This is a genomic window from Sanguibacter suarezii NBRC 16159 (genome assembly GCF_001552735.1).
GTDB lineage: Bacteria > Actinomycetota > Actinomycetes > Actinomycetales > Cellulomonadaceae > Sanguibacter > Sanguibacter suarezii.
Map to the genome: position 1 here is coordinate 201,984 of NZ_BCRT01000004.1, position 21,322 is coordinate 223,305.

Below are 21,322 nucleotides of genomic sequence, written 5' to 3' on the forward strand. Positions count from 1 at the left end.
GTCCAGGCCTGTCGCGTCTCAGGTGGTCAGGACCACAGGCGAGCGCTCGCGAGCGCGGCACCCTGGGCGAGGGTCTCCAGCTTGGCCGCGGCGATCTGGGGGTGGATGCGCCCACCGAGGCCGCAGTCGGTCGAGGCGATGACGTTCTCGCGACCCACTCGCGCGGCGAAGCGCTCGATGCGCTCAGCCACGAGCTCGGGGTGCTCGACGACGTTGGTCGCGTGGCTGACGACGCCGGGCAGGATGAGCTTGCCCTCGGGCAGCGCCACGTCGTCCCAGACCCGGTACTCGTGCTCGTGGCGGACGTTGGCCGCCTCGAAGGAGTACGCGCCGGCGTTGATCGAGAGCATCGTGGAGACGATGTCCTTCATCGGCAGGTCGGTCGTGTGCGGCCCGTGCCAGGAACCCCAGCACAGGTGGAAGCGGATCTGGTCCTCGGGCAGCCCGCGCAGGGCGTGGTTGAGCGCCTCGACCCGGATGCGGGTGAATGCCAGATAGTCCTCGACGCTCGGCTCCGGGGTGATCTGGTCCCAGTTCTCCGCGATCGAGGGGTCGTCGATCTGCAGCACCAGGCCGGCGTCGATGATCGCCGTGTACTCCTCGCGCAGCACGTCGGCCCACGCGTAGATGTGCTCTTCCTCGGTCGCGTAGTACTCGTTGGAGATGCGTGAGGCGCTGCCCGGGGACAGCGAGGTGATGAAGCCTTCGCTCAGGCCCGCGGCGTCGAGCCCGGCCTTGAGGTTGGCGACGTCGGAGGCGATGGCCGCCTGCCCGGTGTACGTGAGCGGACCGGTGGTCTTGGGGAAGGGCTTGGGCGCGCCGCCGGTGAAGATGCCCGACTCCGGGTCGGCGTAGGCCTCGGCGAAGATCGCGCGGTCGCGGCGGTTCCCGAAGCCGGTGAGGCGGACGTTGCCGGGGGTGGATTCGTGCTGGTCGGTGATCCAGTTGACGTCGGTGCCCAGCTCGAGGCCGCCGGTGCGCTGGAAGGAGTAGGACCACCAGGCGCCGTAGTCGATGGCCGAGCTCATCGACTTCCCGTACTCGCCGTCGCCAGGGACGGTGATGCCGGCGTCCTTCTGACGCTGGACGAGGTCGACGACCGCAGCGGTGAGCAGGGCCTCGTGGTCGGTGCCGGCGTCGGCGCGACCGGCCTCGCGGGCCTCGTTCGCGGCGATGAGCTCGGGGGTGCGCGGCAAGGAGCCGGCGTGGGTGGTCTGGATGTGGTCGGCGCTGGTGAGCATCGAAGGTCCTCTCGGGTCTTTCCTGGGACCGCCGCTGGTGGAGCCGGTGGTCCCGCAGGGAGCCGAGAGCCACGAGGGGGACGACTCCCCGGGCATGTCTGACGGGGAATCGCAGGCGTGCCCGGGGGTGCCGGGCGCGAGGCCTCGCATGATGCGCTGCGAACGCTGCCATGGTTGCACAGGGTCGCCGTGCCGGTCCGGAGCCGTCCACATCTTGTCTGGTGGACGGCGATCGGCACGAGATTGGTCGCGTCGCCGCTGGCCAGAGCGCTGCCACGGCCAGATGGCCCGGGCGGGGGACCATCGGCGGACTGAGGGCGGTGAGACGGCGGTAAAGTATCGCCCTCGTGGGTAGCGGGGCCGTTGTTGTAGGTGCATGCTCGTTGTCGACCCATGACGTCGCCGATGAGGGAGCAGCATGGCCAGCAGCACGAGCATCTTCCGGCGCAAGAGCGTCGAGGAAGCACTCGCGTCGACGACCGACCCCGAGAGGTCGCTCAAGCGATCCCTCACCGCGTGGGACCTGGCGGTCATGGGTGTCGCGGTCGCCGTCGGCGCCGGCATCTTCTCCGTCGGGGCGACGGCCGCGGCCAACTACGCCGGCCCCGGGGTCATCGTCTCCTTCATCATCGCCTCGGTCGTGTGCGGGCTGGCGATCATGTGCTACGCCGAGTTCGCCTCGACGCTGCCGATCGCCGGGTCTGCCTACACCTTCTCCTACGCCACGATGGGTGAGTTCGTGGCGTGGATCATCGGCTGGGACCTCATCCTGGAGATGCTGCTCGCCTCGGCGGTGATCGCGAAGTTCTGGGGTGTGTACCTCTCGGACGCCTTCGCGCTCTTCGGCATCGACGTCCCGGCGACCATCCACGCCGGACCGGTGGCGATCGACTGGGGCCCCGTGGTCATCGTCGGGGTGTTCACCCTCCTGCTGGCGATCGGCACCAAGCTCAGCTCCCGCGTCAACGCGGTGCTGACCATCCTCAAGGTCTCCATCACGCTGTTCATCATCGCGGTGGGCTTCTTCTACGTGAAGGCCGAGAACTACTCGCCCTTCATCCCGCCGGCCGAGCCCGCCGAGAGCGCCTCCGGTCTGCACCAGTCGCTCTTCGCGTTCATGACCGGTCAGGACCCCACGATGTACGGGGTCGTCGGAGTGCTCTCCGGCGCGGCTCTGGTGTTCTTCGCCTTCATCGGCTTCGACGTCGTGGCGACCACGGCCGAGGAGACCAAGGACCCGCAGCGGGCACTGCCCCGCGGGATCCTCGGCGGACTCGCGGTCGTCACCGTCCTGTACATCCTCGTGACCATCGTGGTCACCGGGATGGTCTCCTTCCGCGAGCTGGCCGCCGCCGACAGCCCGTCGCTGACCACTGCCTTCGTGCTGGTGGGGGCGGACTGGGCCGGGAAGGTCATCTCGATCGGCATCCTGCTCGGTCTCACCTCGGTGATCATGGTGCTGCTGCTCGGCCTGACCCGGATCGTCTTCTCGATGAGCCGCGACGGTCTGCTGCCCCGCGGCCTGTCCAAGACGTCGCACCGCTTCCACACCCCGGTCCGGCTGCAGGTCGGCGCGGGGATCGTGGTGGCGCTCATCGCCGGGCTGGCCCAGGTCGAGCTGCTCGAAGAGATGATCAACATCGGCACGCTCTCCGCCTTTGTCCTGGTGAGCTTCGGCATCCCGCTCCTGCGCCGTAGCCGTCCCGACCTCCCGCGCGGCTTCCGCGTGCCGTGGTCACCGGTGCTGCCGATCGTGTCCGGCGTCGCCTGCCTGTGGCTCATGACCAACCTCACCACCCTGACGTGGTTGCGGTTCGCCGCCTGGCTGGCCCTGGGCACGGCCATCTACCTGGCCTACTCCTACCGCCACAGCCTGCTCGCCAAGGACCGCGCGGCGCTCACCGACGCCGAGGTCCCGCCCACCCTCGCGCCCTGACCGGCATGACTGGTCGGGCCGTGCTGGCCGCTCTGGCCTCGACCGGAGGTCACGTCAGGGCATCAGCCCGCTGGCCGTCCCCGCTCACCTCGGAGCGGGCGATCCGTCTGTACCGCCGCCAGCAGATCCCTGCCGGGATGACAGCGCAGGCCACACTCCCGACAACCCACACCAGCACCGACTCGGCCGAGAACCAGAGCATCTGGAGGCCCAGAGCCACCAGCACCACCAGTGCGCTCATCACGGTGCTGGCCACAGCTGCTGCCCTGCGCCGATGCGGGCTCCCCTCGACCGACCGCCCCAGAGCCCGGTCTGCGCAGCCGAGCAGCACGCCGACGGCAGCACCGGGCACGGCGGTGTAGAGGGGGATGACGAAGAGATAGCCGATGCTCATGACGAGAGGCTCGAGCCCCTCCAGACCGGACGAGAAGCTCTCGGTCACTGCACCGACCACGAGGAGCGCCGCCCACAGGGCCGTCGGCAGCAGGGCGCAGACCACGAGCCACCGCACCACGAGCGGCAGGGCGAGGAACCGGGTCATGATCTGCTCCTCTGAGCGGCAGAGCCCGCCGCGACGGCGAGACCCCCACGGTAGCGTTCGCTCCCCCTGAGGGCACGTGCCTCGGCGGTCAGCCGTCCAGCAGCTTGCGGATCCGCTTCTCGCTCACCGGGCCGTTGGTACCGAGCTGTTGGGCGAAGAGGCTCACGCGCAGCTCCTCGATCATCCAGCGAGCCTCGTCGAGGACGGCCGCGCGGGCCGGGTCCGGCCGTCCCGCCGCGTAGGCGGCACGGGCCTTGTCGTAGGCCTCCTCGACGTCGTGCACCCGCCAGGCGAGCTCGGCGTCGCGATTCGGGTTGGCCATCGCCTTGTCCAGCCGGTACGACGCCGCGCGCAGGTACCGCACGAGGTGCGGCAGCTGCGCAGGCGGGGTCGCCGAGACGAAGCCGTCGTAGACGAGCCCGCCCACGTGGTCGCGGATGTCAGCCAGGGTGTTGAGCAGCGCGAGGGAGTTCGCGGAGCGGATCTCCCCGTCGAGGGTCCGCGCCGCGGTGAGCGCCGCGACCACGTGCCCGACGACGGCGTGCACCTCGTCCTCGAGCCGCGCCTTCACCGCTGCGCGCGCCGTGGCATAGGCGGCCAGGTCACGGATGGTCCCGGCGCTCGGGGTGAGCGCGATGACCGCCGCGAGCTGGAGGTCGGCGACCAGCGCCGCGGTGTTCTTGTACGGGCTCGCCGCGAGGGTCAGCGACTGTGTCCCGGTCCAGCGTGAGGTCACCCGGGAGGCCTGCATCGCGGTCTCGGTCAGCAGCAGCCGGCGCACGCCACGGGTGTGCTCGCTGGTCTGCCGGGACGCGTCCGCGAGGATCCGCAGCGCCACGGTGATCTGCTTCCCGGACCGTTCCTCCACGAGCGCGGGGTAGCCGCGCACGACCATCCCACCGGGCCCGGGTGAGTCGACCTGGGCCGGCAGCACGCCGTCGGCCAGGGTGGCCGGAGGGGTGGGCCAGGTGCTCAACGGCCCCGACTCGGCGAGGGTGACCCCGGTCGCCGGTCCGCCCTGCTCGCCCGCGCCGCCCTGCTCGCCCTGCCCGGCCCGCCCACCGGTGAGGTCGTCTGTCGCGTTCGAGGTCGTCTGTTCAGCGAGACGACCTCGCCCCGGATGGACGACCTCGGCGCCCTCGGGGGAGCCGGGGGCCGGGGTGGCGGGCGCAGCTGCGGCGGCCTGGGCCTCGCGCAGCGCGGTGCCGACGGCGGTCTTGACCGCCGAGCGCACCGCGGCCTGGGACTGGGCGGCCAACCGGCGCTGGAGCGCGACGAGGTCCTTGGACTCGTCGAGCACCACCTCGCCGCGGGGACCGGACCCGGCCCGGCCGCCACGCTCCTCGAAGACCCGGAAGGTCATCCGCAGGTGCGGCGGGAGCTTCTCGGGGTCCCAGGCGTCCTCGGGGATCTCCACCCCGCGCAGCGCTGCCACCGCGCGGGAGAAGGCGGACTGGAAGGACTCGGCCATGTCCCCGGCCCGGGTGATGTCCGGCCACGCCGGGCAGTTCTCCCGCAGCCACGTGACGACGCCGCGAGCGACGTCCGGGGCCGGCACGAGCTGGACCCGCACGGGCTTGGGCAGGGACCGGATGGTCGCGGTGGTGAGCTCGTCGAGCAGCCCGGGGACCATCCAGTCGAAGCCGTCCGGGACCACCCGGTTGAGCACCGAGATGGGGATGTGGACGGTCACGCCGTCCGCCTCGGTGCCCGGCTGGAACTGGTAGGTCAGCGGCAGCGTGAGGTCGCCCTGGACCCACTGCTGGGGGAAGTCCTCGGCCGAGACGGTGTCCGCGCCCTCGGGGACGAGCAGCTCCGGGGTGAAGGTCAGCAGCTCGGGGTCGGTGCGCCGGGCGGTCTTCCACCACTGGTCGAAGTGGCGTGCGGAGACCACGGACTCGGGCACGCGCTCGTCGTAGAAGGCGAAGAGCGCGTCGTCGTCGACGACCAGGCCGCGCTGGCGGGAGCGGGCCTCGAGCTCGGCCGCCTCGGCGAGCAGCCGCCGGTTCTCGGCGAAGAACTCGTGGTGGGTGGTCCACTCACCCTGGACGAGGGCGTGCCGGATGAACAGCTCGCGGGCCTCGGCGGGGTTGACCTTGGAGTAGAGGACCTTGCGGTCGGCCACGATCGGCACGCCGTAGAGCAGCACCTTCTCGATGGCCATGGCCGCGCCCTGCTTGGTGGACCAGTGCGGCTCGGAGTAGGTGCGCTTGACCAGGTGCGTGGCGAGCTCCTCGGCCCACTCCGGCTGGATCTTGGCGACGTCGCGGCCCCACAGCCGGCTCGTCTCCACGAGCTCACCGGCCATGATCCAGGCCGGCGGCTTCTTGGCGAGGCCGGAGCCGGGGAAGATCGCGAAGCGGGCACCGCGGGCACCGAGGTACTCGTTGCGCGCGAACTTCTTGGCCCGGCGGTCCGCGGCGGTCTCCCGCCCCTTGACGGTGGAGGCCTTGACCTCGGTGGCCTCCTGCATGCCGATCTGGGACAGCAGCCCGGCCAGCAGCGACCGGTGGATGGTGTCCCCGTCCCACGTCTGACGCAGGTCGAGTTCGTCCGTGGCCTGACCGGCCGCGGAGGCCACGGTGTTTCCCGAGCCCTCCGCCGCCGACGCGCTCCCGGAGTCCCCCGCCCGCCGCGGAGACGGTGCATTCATGACGATCCCCAGCGGCTTGGCCATCTCCCGCAGCTGCCCGACGACGTCCTGCCACTCCCGGATCCGCAGGAAGTTCAGGTACTCCGCTCGGCACAGTCGCCGGAAGGCCGAGGAGGACAGGTCCCGCTGCTGGGCGCGGACGTACTCCCACAGGTTGAGGTAGGTGAGGAAGTCCGACGTCGGGTCGGTGAACCGGGCGTGCAGCTGGTCCGCCTGCGTACGGAACTCCGTGGGCCGCTCACGCGGGTCCTGGATGGACAGCGCGGCGGCGATGATCATCACCTCGCGGGCGGCATGACGCGCGCCGCCCTCGACGATCATCCGAGCCAGGCGCGGGTCCATCGGCAGCTGCGCCAGGGCCCGGCCGGTCTCGGTGAGCCGGGTGCCGTCGCCGTCGTCGCCGGCCGAGCCGGTCCCGCGCTTGGCCGGCTCCAGGGCTCCGAGCTCGGTGAGCAGCTGCACGCCGTCGCGGATGGCGCGGGTGTCGGGGGACTCCACGAAGGGGAAGCGGGCCATGTCTCCGGGGGAGCTGACCACCCCGACGGAGATCATCTGCAGCAGCACCGAGGCGAGGGAGGTGCGCAGGATCTCCGGCTCGGTGAAGGGCGGCCGAGACAGGAAGTCCTCTTCGGAGTACAGGCGGATCGCGACGCCATCGGCCACGCGTCCGCAGCGCCCTGAGCGCTGGTTCGCGCTCGCCTGGGAGATCGGCTCGATCGGCAGGCGCTGGACCTTGGTGGCCTTGGAGTAGCGCGAGATGCGCGCCGTCCCGGGGTCGACGACGTAGCGGATGCCCGGCACGGTCAGCGACGTCTCGGCGACGTTGGTCGACAGCACCACCCGGCGGCCCGGGTGGGACTGGAAGACGCGGTGCTGCTCGGCTGCGGAGAGCCGGGCGTACAGCGGCATGATCTCGACGTAGTCGGGGCGTCGCGGGTCGGTGGTGCGGGCGCCGAGGTGTCCCGAGAGGGCGTCGGCGGCGTCGAGGATCTCTCGCTCGCCGGAGAGGAAGACGAGGATGTCTCCCGGCCCGACGGCGCACAGCTCGTCGACCGCGTCGCAGATCCCGGTCATGAGGTCCCGCTCGCCGCCCTTCTTCGCCGAGGCGTCCTCGGGGGTGAGAGGGCGGTAGCGGATCTCCACGGGGAAGGTGCGCCCGGAGACCTCGATGACGGGGGCGAGCGGGCGGTCGTCGGCCTCGCCCTCCCCGGGCTCGGGGACGGGACCGCCGGGGGCGAAGTGCCGGGCGAAGCGCTCGGAGTCGATGGTCGCGGAGGTGATGATCACCTTGAGGTCCGGGCGCTGGGGCAGCAGTCGGGTGAGGTAGCCGAGGATGAAGTCGATGTTCAGGCTGCGCTCGTGCGCCTCGTCGATGATGAGGGTGTCGTAGGCGAGCAGCTGAGGATCACGCTGGATCTGGGCCAGCAGGATGCCGTCGGTCATGACCTTGACCAGGGTGTTCGCCGAGGACGTGTCGGTGAAGCGGACCTGATAGCCGACGATCTCGCCGAGGGGGGTGCCCACCTCCTCGGCGATGCGCTCGGCGACGGTGCGCGCCGCGATCCGTCGCGGCTGGGTGTGCCCGATCTGCCCGGCGCGCCCGCGGCCCATGTCCAGCAGGATCTTGGGGATCTGCGTCGTCTTCCCCGAGCCGGTCTCACCGGCGACGATGACCACCTGGTTGTCCCGGATCGCCGCGGCGATGTCCTCGCGGCGCGCGGAGACCGGGAGCTGCTCGGGGTAGGTGATCGGCGGCACGACGACCGCGGCGCGCGCGGCTGCGGCCCGCTCGAGGCGGGCACGGTTCGGCGCGCGGTCCGTCTGCGCCGCAGCGGCCGTGGGGCGTGCGCCCTGCCCGCGCCCCGCGGCCTTCCCACGTCCGCTGCGCCGTCCTCGGGAGGACCGCGCCGGGCGCTCAGGGGTCGACGAGCCACCGGGTCCCGAGGGGCCCGCTGCGTCCGAGGGGCCCGCGGGGATGCTGCCTTGATCGGGGTTCTTCGGTGCCGTGCTCACAAGCCACTATTCTCCCAGCCCCCGCAAGTCTTTTCACCGGCGGACGGCTGGGTGGAGGGGGACGGAGGACTAGTCCTTCGTCAGCTGCAACGGGATGAGGAAGGCGAGGCCTGAGATGACCAGGCCGCCGCAGAAGATGTAGGCCTCGGCGCCGGGGTGGTCGAAGGCGATGGCCATGACGTACAGGCCGAGCACGAAGAGCGCGATCATCGCGATGGCAAAGACGGGACGCATAGGTGTTCCTCCAGGATCAAAGTCTGGGCCAACCGTATCAGCGCCACCGCGCGCAGACCCTGCTCTCACCCACGGCTGGGCACCGACGTGGCTAGGCTGGCTCGATGAGCGAAGAACGCGCAGTGGCTGCCCTGGACGCCTCCGGCATCACCTACGAGATCCACCGGCACGGCAGGGTGTCTTCCCTCGCCGAGGCCGCTGCCGCGCTGGGCGTCGACCCGTCCGGTGTGGTCAAGACCCTCGTGGTGCGCCGCGGCGAGGACGACTTCCTCCTCGTGCTGGTCCCCGGGGACCGGACGATCTCCTGGCCCAAGCTGCGCGCCCTGCTCGGCGTCCAACGCCTGTCCATGCCCGACGCCGCCGTCGCCCAGCAGGTCACGGGGTACGAGCGCGGGACCATCACGCCCTTCGGGACGCTGCGGCCGTGGCCGGTGATCGCCGACTCGCGGGTCACCGCCGGACCGGTCTCGATCGGCGCCGGTGCGCACGGGGTGGGTGCCACCGTCGACGGTGCCGAGCTCGTGCGGGTCACTGGTGCGCAGGTCGCCGACGTCACCGACGCCGCAGCGGCCACCACGGCGGCAGGCTGACCGCACAGACGACGACGGCGGCGCGCGCCCGCAGGCACGTGCCGCCGTCGCGGCGCCCGATCAGGACCAGATGTCGTCCCCGCGCAGCGTGGCGTCAGCCCCGCCGTCGGCGTAGATCGTCTGGCCGGTGACGTGGGTGTTCTCCTCGCTCGCCAGCCACACCAGCAGCCGCGCCAGGACGACGGCCTCGGAGTGGTAGTTGAGCGGCATGGGCACGTTGGAGTCGACCATCTCGCGACCCTCGGGGGTGGCCAGGAGCTGGGTGGTCATCGCCGAGATGACGGTTCCCGGGGCCACGGCGTTGAGCGGGATGCCGGCGCCGGCCCAGGTGGGCGTGATGGACTCGCGGCGCACCCAGCGGCTCAGCGCACGCTTGCTCGAGGGGTAGTTGAGGTACCCGCTGCGAGGTCCCTCGTCGGCGAGCTGCTGACCGATCTTCAGGGAGAGCTCCTCGTCGCCGGAGAGCAGCGCCTCGACGAGCTCGGGGGAGTTGGCCTGCAGGCTGGCCATCGAGGAGACGACGACGGCGCGCGGTGCGGCGCTCTTGGCGAGCGTGGGCGCCAGGGCGTCCAGGAGCTCGGTGACGCCGAAGTAGTTGACGGCCACGGTGAGGGGGATGGGGGCGGAGATGCCCGCGCAGGCGATGACGGCGTCGATCGAGCCGCCGGCGAGCTCGACGGCCTGAGCGGCCGCCGCGGTGCGTCCGGCGGGGGTGCTGAGGTCAGCCTCGATGTCCGCGCCGCGCAGGTCGATGCCGATGACGCGCTCTCCGCGAGAGGTGAGGAGCTCGGCGGTGGCTGCGCCGATCCCTGATGCTGATCCGGTGATGATGTACGTGCGATTCATCTCTCGACAGTAGGTCGAAAGTCCCACTGCCAGGAGGGGGTGAATCGGATCTGTCCGACCTGTCGTCCGTGACGTTCGGCTCAGCGTCAGCAGGTGGTGCGATGGCCCTTCGCCTGCTAACTCCCACCTGCCTGGTGAGCAGGTTCGCAGGTCACAGCGTTGGCGTCAGCAGGCTCAGGACGCGGCGTCGTCGACCGACGCCTTGAGCTCGGCGATCTGCGCGGACAACGCGTCGATCGCCGACTGCACCTCCGGGGTCACCGCGTCGCCCGCGGAGGAGGTGAGGTCCGCGAGCTTGGTGGAGGCGTCGTCGAGCGCCGTCTTGGCGTCGTCGATCTTCTGCTGGGCGCCGTCCTGGCTCTGCTGGGCGCTCTCCAGCGCCGACTGCGCCTGCTGCGAGGCGGAGGTCGCGGCGTCGACCGCCTGCTGAGCCTTCTCCCGCGCGGTGGCCGGGAGCGTGCCCAGCTGGGCACCGATGGTCTTGGCGTCCGCGGCGATCACCTCGACCTGAGCCTTCGCGTCGGAGGCGAGCTGCTTGAGCTGCTCCGTGGAGATGGAGACCTCCGGGATCTGGGAGCACCCGGCGGCCAGCGCGCCGAGCAGCACGACCGCGCCAGCGGCCAGGCGCACGCGTCGGGAGATCGGCTGGTCACGGCGAAGGAGGCGGCTCATGGTCCAAGTCTTGCTGAACGGCGCGGGAAGATCACTCATACTGAGCGTGCGCCCGGTGAAGATGCCGAAAACATCTCGCGCCAGCCGAGGCGGCCGGTCCACACTGGAGCCCATGTGGATCTGACCTCGCCTGCGACACTGTTCGTCCATCCCTGTGCGCACCGCCGGAGACACCCGTCGCCGCGGCCTGCCGGGGACCCTGTGCAAGGAGCTCTCATGACCCATGACGATCCGCTCGTCCCCGTGACGACCGCGCCCCCCGTGCCGTCGGACGACGCGCTGACCCCGCTGGTCGCCGAGGGCGTGACCAAGTTCTACGGAGCCCAGAAGGTCCTCAGCGGACTCGACCTCACGGTCGCCCCGGGCCACCGGACCGGTGTGGTGGGGGAGAACGGCGTGGGCAAGTCCACGCTGCTGCGCCTGCTCGCCGGGCTCGAGGAGCCCGACGCCGGTCGCATCTCCCGCCCCGAGGACCTCGGGTTCTTGCACCAGGAGATGCCCTTCCCGCCGTCGACGCCGGTCGCCGACGTCATCGCCGACGCCCTCGCCCAGGTGCGCGCCCTCGAGGCGGCGGTGCAGGCCGCCGCGGACGTGCTCGGTGCGCCGGGCGGCTCCCCCGAGGAGCGCGCGGCCGCGGAGGCCGCCTACGAGCACGCGCTGCGCCGGGCGGAGGTGGCCCAGGTCTGGGACGCCGACCGCCGCGTCGAGGTGACCCTGGCCGGCCTGGGCATCGAGCACGTCATGGACCGCACGGTCGACGAGATGTCCGGCGGTGAGCGCACCCGCCTGCACCTGGCGGCCCTGCTGGTCCGCCAGCCCGGCGCGCTGCTGCTCGACGAACCGACCAACCACCTCGACGACGAGGCCTCGACCTTCCTGGCCGCGGCGGTGCGGGCGATGCCCGGCGTCGTCGTGCTGGCCAGCCACGACCGGGTGTTCCTGGACGAGGTGTGCACCGAGATCTTCGACCTCGACCCCACGCCGTCGGGCATCTCGGGGACCCTGTACGCGGGGACGTACTCCGACTACCGCAAGGCCAAGAAGGCCGAGCGCGCCGCGTGGGAGCGCCGGTACGAGGCGGAGCAGGACGAGATCGCCGACCTCCGGTCCTCGGTCGCGACGACGGCCCGCAACGTCTCGCACGGGCGCGAGGCCACCGACCACAACAAGATGGCCTACGGTCGCCGCGGCGACCGCGTGGAAGGGCAGGTCTCCCGACGGGTGCGCAACGCCCAGCAGCGCCTGGACACCCTGGAGAGCGCACAGGTCCGCAAGCCGCCGCGCCCGCTGGCCTTCCGGGCCTCCTCCTACGGGCTGGCAGCCGCGGGCGGGGCGCGCGTGGCGCTGTCCCTGCGGGACGTCGTCGTGCCCGGGCGCCTGGAGCTGGCCTCCCTCGACCTCACTGCCGGGACGAAGCTGCTGGTCACCGGGGCCAACGGGTCGGGGAAGTCGACTCTGCTGCACGTCATGGCCAAGGACGTCGTCCCGGCCCGGGGGACCGTCACCTGGGGTGAGGGGGTCCAGGTCGGCATGCTCGAGCAGGACGTCTACCTCCAGGACGACGTGCGCTCGCCGCGTGAGCTCTTCCAGCTCATCGGGGCCGGGGACCAGCTCGCGGGATTCGGGCTGGTGGGCGGCAAGGATCTCGACCGTCCGCTGCGAGAGCTGAGCGTGGGACAGCGCCGTCGTGTGGTGCTGGGCATGCTCGTAGCTCAGGCCCCCGAGGTGCTGCTGCTCGACGAGCCGACCAACCACATCTCCCTCACCCTGGCCGACGAGCTGGGCGAGGCGATCGGCGTGGCGCTCGGGACGATCGTGGTGGCCTCCCACGACCGGTGGCTCCGGCGCCGGTGGACCGGCACGACGCTGACGCTCCGCGGCCGCTGAGCCCCGGCCCGGCTGGTCTCAGGCCCCGGCGGTGGTGCCGCGGAGGATGTCGAGGTCGTGCTGGAGCGCCACGAGCGCGGCCGAGACCCCCGCGTCGACCCCGGTGACCTGCTCGGTGACGTAGCGCAGCTCTGCCGAGGCGGCGTCGAGGGCGGTGCGGGCGTCGTTGAGGTTCTCCTCGACGGACCACAGCGTGAAGGAGTCGGCGGTGTCGACCGCGTGCAGGGCCCGGCGCGCGGTGGACGTGGCCGCCTGCGCCGAGGCGATCGCGCTGCGGGTCTGGGTGCGCAGGGCCTCGGGCAGGATCGAGGTGTGGGTGACCGCGAGGGTGATGTCCCGGGAGACGACGTCCGTCTGGGTGCGCACCTGGACGAGGGTGGCCTGGCGCTCGATCGTGTCGGCGAAGGCGATCGAACCGGTCGCGAGGGGGAGCGCGAGGGCGAGGAGGCTCGCAGTCGCTAGTCGAGTCGTCTTTGACGTCATGTAACGATTCTGCAACGAGATCCTGGGAACTTGCTGGATTCCACCAAAGATTCACCCGCGCGTCGTGAATTCACCATGTCTGTCTCGAGCTGTGGCGCGTCGGGTGATCGCGCGCGACCACTGCCATCCATACTCTCCCAGTGCACCGAGCACGGTGCGAAACACTGCCCTACCTGCAGGTATGACGGGTTGGGCGCTATCCCTCTGAGGTCTCACTGATGAGCCGTTTCACCCGCCGTCCCCACGTGTGGATCCCGACCTCGGTCGCCGGAGCGCTCGTTGTCACCATGGGGGTTGTCAGCGTCCTCTGGGGGGCGGCGGAATCGCCCAACAGGCTGGCGGACACCTCAATCGTCTCGCTCGTTGAGGCGGCGCCCAGCGACGCCGCCTCCAGCGCCCCCACGACAGCCCCCGGCGACACTGCGGCGAGCGGATCGGCGGCTGGCCACGATGCAGAATCGCCGAGGGGGGACGACACGGAGAACTCGCCGGGCGGCGCCTCCACCTACACGGTGGCGGAGGAGGAAGCTGCCGTGAATCCGAGCGGTACCGCGCCGGAGTCACCACCGACGCGGGTCCCCGGCGCACCGGGCGCCTCCGTCCCTGGTGTGCCGGCACCTGACACGCCAGCCGCCGTCACTCCGCCGAGCCCGAGCGGTCGTCCGAGCCCCGACCAGCCACCGACCGCGCCGTCCGGCGAGACCACCCCCACGCCCATCCCCACCCACGCTCCCGCACCCACACCCACCCCTGTGCCGACACCGACTCCCTCGGACGCGCCGACCTCTAGGCCGGACCCCTCGCCGCCCGCTGCGGACGACGATCTGTCGCGTCTCCCGTCGCTGGGCTTCTTCGACACGACGTCGTCCGGCGCGGCTCGCCCGCTGCGCGACGACCTGTCCGGCACGCTGAGCGGGCAGGTGCAGTTTGCGCAGAGCCACACGATCGACCCGAGCGGCAACCGCGCACGCTCCATGCCGACCTTGGTCACGCAGCGTGCTGCGCTCTTGCTGTTCTCCCCTGAGAAGACGGCCAGGTCCGTGTCCGTCGAGGTCAGTCTCGACGGGACGGTGGTCAGCACGATCCCCCTCGACGACCCCACCCAGATCCCCCGGTCCGACATGGTCATCACGGACAACCGTGATGACGTCGTCTACACGCGGCGGGCCTGGACGACCCAGCTCCCGTGGGACGTGATGACGACGGGCCTGTCCCTGACCTTCACCACCGACACGGGTGAGACCGGCGTGCTGGCAGCCGACGAGATCGAGTTTGCCGCTCCGACCGAGCTGATCATCAGCTCGATCGAGCTGGGGATGCTCACGGGCGCACCGACCTCGGCCGGCCACTACTTCCTCAACGATCCGGCACGGGCCGGGTCCGACTACTTCCAGACCGTCCCGGTGGCCACGATGGTCGTCGCGGACTACGAGACGGTCAGCCTGGACAAGGTCATCGTCGCGAGCGGGGTGATCTACACCGGTGCCAGCGCGAGCACGGGCGACGTCTACAGCGGGGACATGCGTGAGAACGTGGGCAAGGCCCAGGTGAGCACGGGTATCAACCTGGCGAACTTCGGTACGTCGAGCTCGACCATGTCCCAGGTCCAGCCTGGGACCTTCAACCAGCGGATCATCCACCACTCAGCGGGCAGCTACCAGAACGGCGTGGTGCGGCACGGGCTGAGCGGCGGGAACGGCATGGCGACGCTGTGGGACTCCGTCGGCAACGAGCTCAGCCACGAGCTGGGGCACTCCTACGGCCTGGGTCACTACCCGGGGACGAACAACGCGGCGACCGGCGACGACCGGGTCATCAACGCCTCGCACCACAGCGAGAGCGGATGGGGCTACATCGCCTACCGCGACCGCATGCGCTCCAACCTCGCGGGCGACAGCACGTTCCTGCCCGGAGGCTTCGACGTCGGCGCGGGACCGTTCCTCCAGAACTACCAGGGCATCTACAACTACAACCGTGACGCGATGTCAGGCGGCTGGGTCACCAGCTCCCTCTCGCGGTACACGCACTACACGGGATACAGCGCCGACATCATCCAGCGCTCGATGAAGACGGTGGTCCCGGACCTCGCCTACCCGAGCGGGTACCGCGACTGGGACGCCGCGAGCGGCTCCTACGTCGACGCCCGGATCGCCAACCCGGCCTTCGCCTCGCCGAGGCCCAGCGAGGTCGGCGTCCCGGTCGTGACGCTGCTCGGCGGATACAACCCGTCCGTCGTCGACCAGACGCTCATGTACCCGGCCTTCCGGAGCAACTTCGGGAACGTGTTCACCCCGGCGGCCGACTCGGTCGACACGGAGGCGGTCAGCGCCACCCGCCAGTGCTGGATCTCGGTGTCCTTCCTCGACGGGCACCAGGAGAACACGGCGCTCCTGGCCACCGCAGGCGTCAAGCAGTTCAACGTCAACCTCGACGCGGCAGACAAGCCCACCGGCGCCAGCATCAGCTGCCGCACCAACGGCGTGACCACCCAGCTCGGTGACCCGATCACGATCGCCACGGACCTCGCCCCGCTCGAGCCGGTGGTCGTCATCGGGAAGGAGCAGGGCTACAGCGCACTCCGCGCGGTCGAGCTGCCCGAGCTCGACGCCGCACTGCAGAAGCTGGTCGGCGCGGCCGTCCCGGTCCTGCCGGCGACCGCAGCGGTCCAGCTTGCGAGCTGGGAGGACGACCTCACCGGTCTGAGCCCTTCGTCCCTGGCCGTCGTGGAGCGTATCCAGGCGCAGCGCGCGGCGGCGCAGTCCGTGGAGAGCTTCGTGTCCACGAACAGGGCGGCGCTCGACGCCGGCGACCCGGTGACCACGGGGGCGCTGGTCGACCTGCTCTCGGCGGCCGGGATGACCGAGAGCGAGTCCGTCGTCCTGCCTGCTGGTGCAGCGCTGACGGTCGACAACGGTCGCTGCCTGAGCGTCGACGACGTCGGTGGAACCACCGCGGTGGTCGCCACGGCGACCGGCGCGCTGTGTGCCGACGTCGCAGCACAGCGCTGGGTCATGGACGCTCGCGGCGCCATCCATCCCGTCGCAGCGCCCGGTCTCTGTCTCACGGCCGCGACCCCGGCGACCCTCACCGAGTGCTCGGCGGCCACCGGCTCGCAGGTGTGGACCCACGAGAGCGACGGTCACCTCAAGAGCGCGACGTCGAGCTACCTCGACCTGTACCGGCACCTGACCCCGGCCACGCCCGGGATGTACGGGCGGACCACCGGCTCCAACCAGATCTGGAAGGGCCTGACCTCCAGCTCGAACCCGGCGCTGGTGACCTTGAGCGCAGGAACCCTCGCCCTGCTGCACTCTCTGGACCTGACGGCCGAGTAGCGGGCGCCGCGCCGGTACCGCTCGCGTCGCTCGCTGCGTGCGAGGGTGCAGATGCATGGGAACTGTGACGATCAGGCCGGAAGGCTGGCGCGCGTCGGTCGAGGGCGTTACCGTCTTGTGATTCCATCGGCTCAGTCGGTGGCGCGCGATCGAGCATTTCGTCAGGACAGCACAGTTCCGCAGGACAAGGCAGGCAGAGAATGACCACCAGCGAGTCGACCGTCGGATCCTCGATCACCCCCCAGGACATCGAGGGAACCACCCACGTCATCCTGCGTGGCGAGATCGACGCCGCACTGCGCGACCGAGCCAGCGAGGCGATGCTGTTCGTCGTCTCAGCGAACAACCCGGTGGTCGCGGATGTCGGGGGCGTCACGTTCATCGACTCGTCGGGCCTGGCCTTCCTCGTGCAGCTGCACCGTCTGTGCGCGGAGAGCGGCCTGGACCTGGAGCTACGTGACCCGTCCGAGAACATCGTCGACCTCCTTGAGGTCCTCGGGATGGCCGGTGAGTTCACGATCACGCGCTCCCGGGTGCGAGAGACCGTCGATGCAGGGTGCCCGTCGGTCTGAGGTGTCGGTGGCCCGGGATACCGTCTGGGCATGCGAATCGTGCACACCTCGGACTGGCATCTCGGTAGGACCCTGCACGGGGTAGACCTGCTCGAGCACCAGGCGGCGTACTTCGACCACCTCGTCGACGTCGTCCGCAGCGAGCAGGTCGGTGCCGTCGTGATCTCCGGCGACGTCTACGACCGTGCCATCCCGCCGGTCGACGCGGTCGTGCTGCTGTCCCAGACCCTCGCCCGCCTCGCGGAGCACGCTCAGGTGGTCGTCACGCCGGGGAACCACGACTCCGCGATCCGGCTGGGCTTCGCCGCCGAGCTCCTGCGCGGCGGGGTCTACCTGCGCACCCAGGTCGCCGACGTCGGCGTCCCCGTCGAGCTGGCCGACCCGGCCGGCGGCGCGCCGGTCATGGTCTACGCGCTGCCCTACCTCGATCCGGATGCGGCGCGCACCGTGCTGCGCGAGGACGGCGAGGAGTCCCTGGGTCGCTCGCACGAGGCGGTCATGTCTGCGGCCATGCGCCGCGTCCGGGCTGACCTGGACCGTCGCCAGAAGACCCTGCCTGGCCAGCGGCTGCGCTCGGTGGTCATGGCGCACGCCTTCGTCGTGGGCGGGGAGGTCTCGGAGTCCGAGCGGGACATCCGGGTCGGAGGGGTCGACTCGGTCCCTGCGGGCGCCTTCGCGGGCGCAGACTACGTGGCGCTGGGACACCTGCACGGTCCCCAGCGGGTGGCCTGCACCGGCCCGACGGTCGCGCGGTACTCCGGCTCGCCGCTCGCCTACTCCTTCTCCGAGATGCGGCACGCGAAGTCCACCGTCCTGGTGGATCTCGGGGCCGACGGCGTGGTGGGCGAGCCTGAGCTCGTGACCGCCCCCGTCCCGCGCCGCCTCGCCGAGGTCACCGGCACGCTCGAGGAGCTGCTCGGGGCGACGGGGGCGCCCCACCGTGAGGACTGGGTCCGTCTCGTGGTCACCGACCCGATGCGCCCCCGGGAGATGAACGCCCGCCTCAAGGAGAGGTTCCCGCACGCGCTGGTCATGCAGCACCGTCCACCCGTCGAGCGCGCGCGGGAGTCCCTCACGCTCGCGGTCACGGCGGCGAGCGACCCGGTGGCCGTCGCCGGCGACTTCGTGGCGCACGTGACGGGCGTGGCGCCCAGCGCCGCCGAGGCTGATGTCCTGCGGTCAGCCTTCGAGGCCGCCAACGCGAGCGAGCGGAGCGCCTGATGCACCTCCATTCCATGACGCTGCAGGCCATCGGCCCCTTCGCAGGCACCCACACAGTGGACTTCGCCGCGCTGAGCGAAGCGGGGCTCTTCCTCCTCGAAGGGCCCACCGGAGCCGGGAAGTCGACGCTCATCGACGCGGTCGTCTTCGCCCTGTACGGCAAGGTCGCCTCGGCCGCAGCGAGCGACGACCGGCTGCGGTCGGCCTACGCCGCGGACGCGACCGAGTCCTTCGTCGACCTCACCTTCGAGACCGGTGCGGGCATCTACCGCGTCGTGCGGACCCCGGAGCGGCTACGTCCCAAGAAGCGCGGGGAGGGCACCACCAAGCAGCAGGCGGGCATCACGCTCTGGGCGCTGACCGTCGACGAGCTCGCCGCCGGGCTGGGTGCGCCGGGTGACAGCGGGAGGCTCGTGTCCAACCGCCTCGACGAGGCGGGGGCAGAGCTGACGCGGATCATCGGGCTCGACCGCAGCCAGTTCGTCCAGACGATCGTGCTGCCGCAAGGGGAGTTCGCGAACTTCCTGCGGGCCAACCCCGAGGACCGCCGAGGTCTGCTGCAGAAGGTGTTCGGCACCGAGATCTACGAGAAGGCTCAGGCTCAGCTCGCCTCGATGCGCGCCGCCGCGCACCAGCAGCTGTCCGCGGCGAGGTCCCAGGTCACCTCCGCAGTCGAGAACTTCATCACCACCACCTCGCTGCCCGGGCCCGATGCCGAGATCCTGCGCGGCGCCGGGACGCACGACGTCCCCAAGCTCGCCGACGAGCACGTCGCCGGGCTGGTGTCCGTGGCTGATGCCCGCGACCGGGCCGACACCGCCGCGCGGGTCCGCCTCACAGCGGCTCGGGTCGCCCTGGACGAGGCGAAGCAGCTCACCGAGGCCGCCGCCCGCCGCGAAGCGCTGCTCACCGAGCAGGCTGCGCTCGACAGCCGCACGCAGCAGGTCCAGGAGCTGGAGACACTGCTCGTGGCCGCGCGCCGCGCGGCCATGGTCGAGCCGTCCATCACCGCTGAAGAGGTCGCGCGCCGCGCGGCCGAGGACGCCACCGAGCGTCTGCGCGCCGACCTCGAGCGCGCGCAGCAGGTCCTGGACGTCCCCGCCGCCCTCGCTGCCCTCGCCGACGCCGGACGCGTGTCCCGCTCCGACGACGAGCTCGCGTCGCGGGAGGAGGCCAGGGCAACCCTGCGCCGCGGCCGGGATGACGACGCCGGGCAGATCGCGCTGCTCAACCGGCTGCTGCCGATCGAGGCAGGCCTCGCGGCGCGTCGCAGCGCCCAGACGGAGGCCGTGGCGGCGTTGGCCGGCCAGCGCGCCGCGATCACGGACCTGGAGACGGACCTCGCCGCGCGTCCGGCCGCGCGTCTCGAGCTCGAGAGCGCACGCGACGCGGCCCGAGCCCTCGCAGCGGACTTGCCCGCACGGACCTCCCGGCGCGCCGCAGCTGGTGAGGTCGTGGAGACCTTCGCCCGCCTCGACACCCTCACCGCCGAGCACGACGCCGCGCTCGAGGCGCGCACCGCGGCCGGTGCGGTCGCTCAGCGGGCGGTCGAGGTCGAGGGAGACCTGCGCCGTGCCCGGATCGCCGGCATCGCCGGAGAGATCGCGGCCAGCCTCCACCCGGGCGCGCCGTGCCCGGTCTGCGGCTCGGCCGAGCACCCCGAGCCGGCCTCGCGGGGCGCGGACCACGTGGACCAGGAGGCAGTGGACCGCGCGGAGGCCGAGCGTCGTGACCGCGAGGGTGACCTGGTGGCAGCGGGCCAGCTCGTCGTCCGTCTCGCAGAACGCCTCACCGCCCTGCGCGAGTTGGTCGCCGGCACCGACCTGGCTGCGGCGACTGCCGAGCTCACCGCCGCCGAGGATGCGGTCGCCGCAGCAGAGGCCGCGCAGCAGCAGGCCACCGCCGCCGCGCAGGACCTGGCGGCCTTCGACGAGGCGACGGTCCGGCTGCGCGCCGACCACGCCGCGCGGGTGGAGCAGGCCGTGACCGACCAGGCGCGCCTCGACCACGACGCGACGGTCCTGCTCGCCGACGAGGCGGAGATCTCCGCCGCGGCAGGCACGCGGACCGTCGCCGAGGTCGTCGCCGACCTCACCGCCCGGGTCTCGGCCGTCGACGCGCTGCTGACCTCCCAGGACCACGCCGCCACCGCATGGTCCGGGCACCGTGAGCGCCACGTGGAGCTCGAGCAGAGCCTGGTCGGCAACCACTTCGACGACGTCGGCGCTGCTCGCGAGGCGATGGTGCCCCCGGAGCGGACCTCCTCCCTGGAGCAGGAGATCATGACGCACCGGGCCGCCTGTGAACGGGTGCGCAGCGGACTGGCCGAGGACCGCATCATCGCGCTGGCCGATGACATCGACATCGACCTCGAGGCGGTGCGCACGGACGAGTCGACGGCCGAGGCCGCCGTGCACGAGGCCCAGGTGGCGGCGGCGCTGGCTGGCCGCACGGTCCAGGACGCGGAGCGGGAGGCTGCGGCCATCGCTCGCGCGAGCGCCCACCTCGAGTCGGTCGAGGTGACCACCGAGCCGGTCGTGCGGATGGCGGACCTGGCCGGTGGCACGTCCCCGGACAACACGACACGTCTCACCCTGGCCACCTTTGTGCTCATGCGCCGCTTCGAGGACGTCGTGGCTGCGGCGAACTCACGGATCGAGACGATGTCCGACGGCCGGTACGAGCTCGTCCGTTCCGACCTCAAGGAGGTCAAGGGGAACACGAAGGTGGGTCTCGCGCTGCGGGTGCTGGACCACCAGACCGGTCTCCCGCGGCTGCCGAGCTCGTTGTCCGGCGGTGAGACCTTCTACGTCTCCCTGTGCCTGGCGCTGGGCATGGCCGACGTGGTCACGGCGGAGGCGGGTGGGGTGGACCTGGGGACCCTCTTCGTCGACGAGGGCTTCGGGTCGCTCGACCCGGAGACGCTCGACTCGGTCCTGGCCATCCTCGGCCGGCTGCGGGCCGGCGGGCGGGTTGTCGGAGTGGTGTCGCACGTGGAGGCGCTCAAGCAGACGATCTCCGACGGCATCTCGGTGCGCCGGCTGCCGGACGGGTCGAGCACCCTGACGGTCCGCGCCGGCTGAGGGGGGTCTCAGCCG

14 protein-coding genes are annotated in these 21,322 nt (G+C 71.5%); 7 read left to right on the forward strand and 7 right to left on the reverse strand.

Going from position 1 to position 21,322, the window contains the following annotated elements; translation table 11 throughout:
• Positions 1 to 26 precede the first annotated feature (26 nt).
• Positions 27 to 1,241 (reverse strand): cobalamin-independent methionine synthase II family protein, encoded by a 1,215-nt coding sequence (locus SS2_RS02185; RefSeq protein ID WP_066460736.1) that lies wholly within the window; start codon positions 1,239 to 1,241, stop codon positions 27 to 29.
• A 418-nt stretch (positions 1,242 to 1,659) separates the two neighbouring features.
• Here SS2_RS02185 and SS2_RS02190 point away from each other — a divergent pair, with 418 nt between their 5' ends.
• Positions 1,660 to 3,177, forward strand: coding sequence for an APC family permease (locus SS2_RS02190; protein ID WP_066460737.1), 1,518 nt, complete (start codon positions 1,660 to 1,662; stop codon positions 3,175 to 3,177).
• 49 nt (positions 3,178 to 3,226) lie between these two features.
• Here SS2_RS02190 and SS2_RS02195 read toward each other — a convergent pair whose 3' ends face one another.
• The 3 genes from SS2_RS02195 to SS2_RS17295 all read right to left on the reverse strand — a co-directional run bounded on the left by SS2_RS02195 (position 3,227) and on the right by SS2_RS17295 (position 8,618).
• Positions 3,227 to 3,718: a hypothetical protein gene (locus tag SS2_RS02195; RefSeq protein ID WP_066460738.1), complete on the reverse strand. Its 492-nt coding sequence runs from the start codon at positions 3,716 to 3,718 to the stop codon at positions 3,227 to 3,229.
• Positions 3,719 to 3,806: 88 nt separating this feature from the next.
• Complete coding sequence (hrpA, locus tag SS2_RS02200; protein ID WP_281178651.1) at positions 3,807 to 8,384, reverse strand: ATP-dependent RNA helicase HrpA; 4,578 nt, start codon at positions 8,382 to 8,384, stop codon at positions 3,807 to 3,809.
• A gap of 69 nt (positions 8,385 to 8,453) precedes the next feature.
• Positions 8,454 to 8,618: a hypothetical protein gene (locus SS2_RS17295; protein WP_157607155.1), complete on the reverse strand. Its 165-nt coding sequence runs from the start codon at positions 8,616 to 8,618 to the stop codon at positions 8,454 to 8,456.
• Positions 8,619 to 8,722: 104 nt separating this feature from the next.
• Here SS2_RS17295 and SS2_RS02205 point away from each other — a divergent pair, with 104 nt between their 5' ends.
• The gene (locus SS2_RS02205) at positions 8,723 to 9,208 is read left to right on the forward strand and encodes an aminoacyl-tRNA deacylase (protein WP_066460740.1); all 486 of its coding nucleotides are present in this window, start codon (positions 8,723 to 8,725) and stop codon (positions 9,206 to 9,208) included.
• Positions 9,209 to 9,268: 60 nt separating this feature from the next.
• On the opposite strand, the gene SS2_RS02210 is transcribed toward SS2_RS02205, so the two are convergent.
• Positions 9,269 to 10,054: an SDR family oxidoreductase gene (locus SS2_RS02210; protein WP_066460741.1), complete on the reverse strand. Its 786-nt coding sequence runs from the start codon at positions 10,052 to 10,054 to the stop codon at positions 9,269 to 9,271.
• A gap of 174 nt (positions 10,055 to 10,228) precedes the next feature.
• Positions 10,229 to 10,726, reverse strand: coding sequence for a hypothetical protein (locus SS2_RS02215; RefSeq protein ID WP_066460742.1), 498 nt, complete (start codon positions 10,724 to 10,726; stop codon positions 10,229 to 10,231).
• 216 nt (positions 10,727 to 10,942) lie between these two features.
• On the opposite strand from SS2_RS02215, the gene SS2_RS02220 reads away from it, so the two are divergent.
• Positions 10,943 to 12,613 (forward strand): ABC-F family ATP-binding cassette domain-containing protein, encoded by a 1,671-nt coding sequence (locus SS2_RS02220; RefSeq protein WP_066460743.1) that lies wholly within the window; start codon positions 10,943 to 10,945, stop codon positions 12,611 to 12,613.
• Between the two features lie 18 nt (positions 12,614 to 12,631).
• Here the strand turns inward: SS2_RS02220 and SS2_RS02225 are convergent, their stop codons facing one another.
• Positions 12,632 to 13,096 (reverse strand): hypothetical protein, encoded by a 465-nt coding sequence (locus SS2_RS02225; protein WP_066460744.1) that lies wholly within the window; start codon positions 13,094 to 13,096, stop codon positions 12,632 to 12,634.
• A 533-nt stretch (positions 13,097 to 13,629) separates the two neighbouring features.
• Between SS2_RS02225 and SS2_RS02240 the strand changes: the two genes are divergently transcribed.
• The 4 genes from SS2_RS02240 (at position 13,630) to SS2_RS02255 (ending at position 21,307) form a co-directional block, all read left to right on the forward strand.
• Entirely contained in the window at positions 13,630 to 16,431 is a 2,802-nt protein-coding gene (locus SS2_RS02240) for a M66 family metalloprotease (protein WP_169796245.1), read from the forward strand.
• A gap of 200 nt (positions 16,432 to 16,631) precedes the next feature.
• Positions 16,632 to 17,003, forward strand: coding sequence for an STAS domain-containing protein (locus SS2_RS02245; protein ID WP_066460748.1), 372 nt, complete (start codon positions 16,632 to 16,634; stop codon positions 17,001 to 17,003).
• A gap of 30 nt (positions 17,004 to 17,033) precedes the next feature.
• Positions 17,034 to 18,224 (forward strand): exonuclease SbcCD subunit D, encoded by a 1,191-nt coding sequence (locus SS2_RS02250; protein WP_066460749.1) that lies wholly within the window; start codon positions 17,034 to 17,036, stop codon positions 18,222 to 18,224.
• Positions 18,224 to 21,307: an AAA family ATPase gene (locus tag SS2_RS02255; protein ID WP_066460750.1), complete on the forward strand. Its 3,084-nt coding sequence runs from the start codon at positions 18,224 to 18,226 to the stop codon at positions 21,305 to 21,307. Before SS2_RS02250 ends, SS2_RS02255 begins: the two co-directional genes overlap by 1 nt.
• The last annotated feature ends 15 nt before the right edge of the window (positions 21,308 to 21,322 follow it).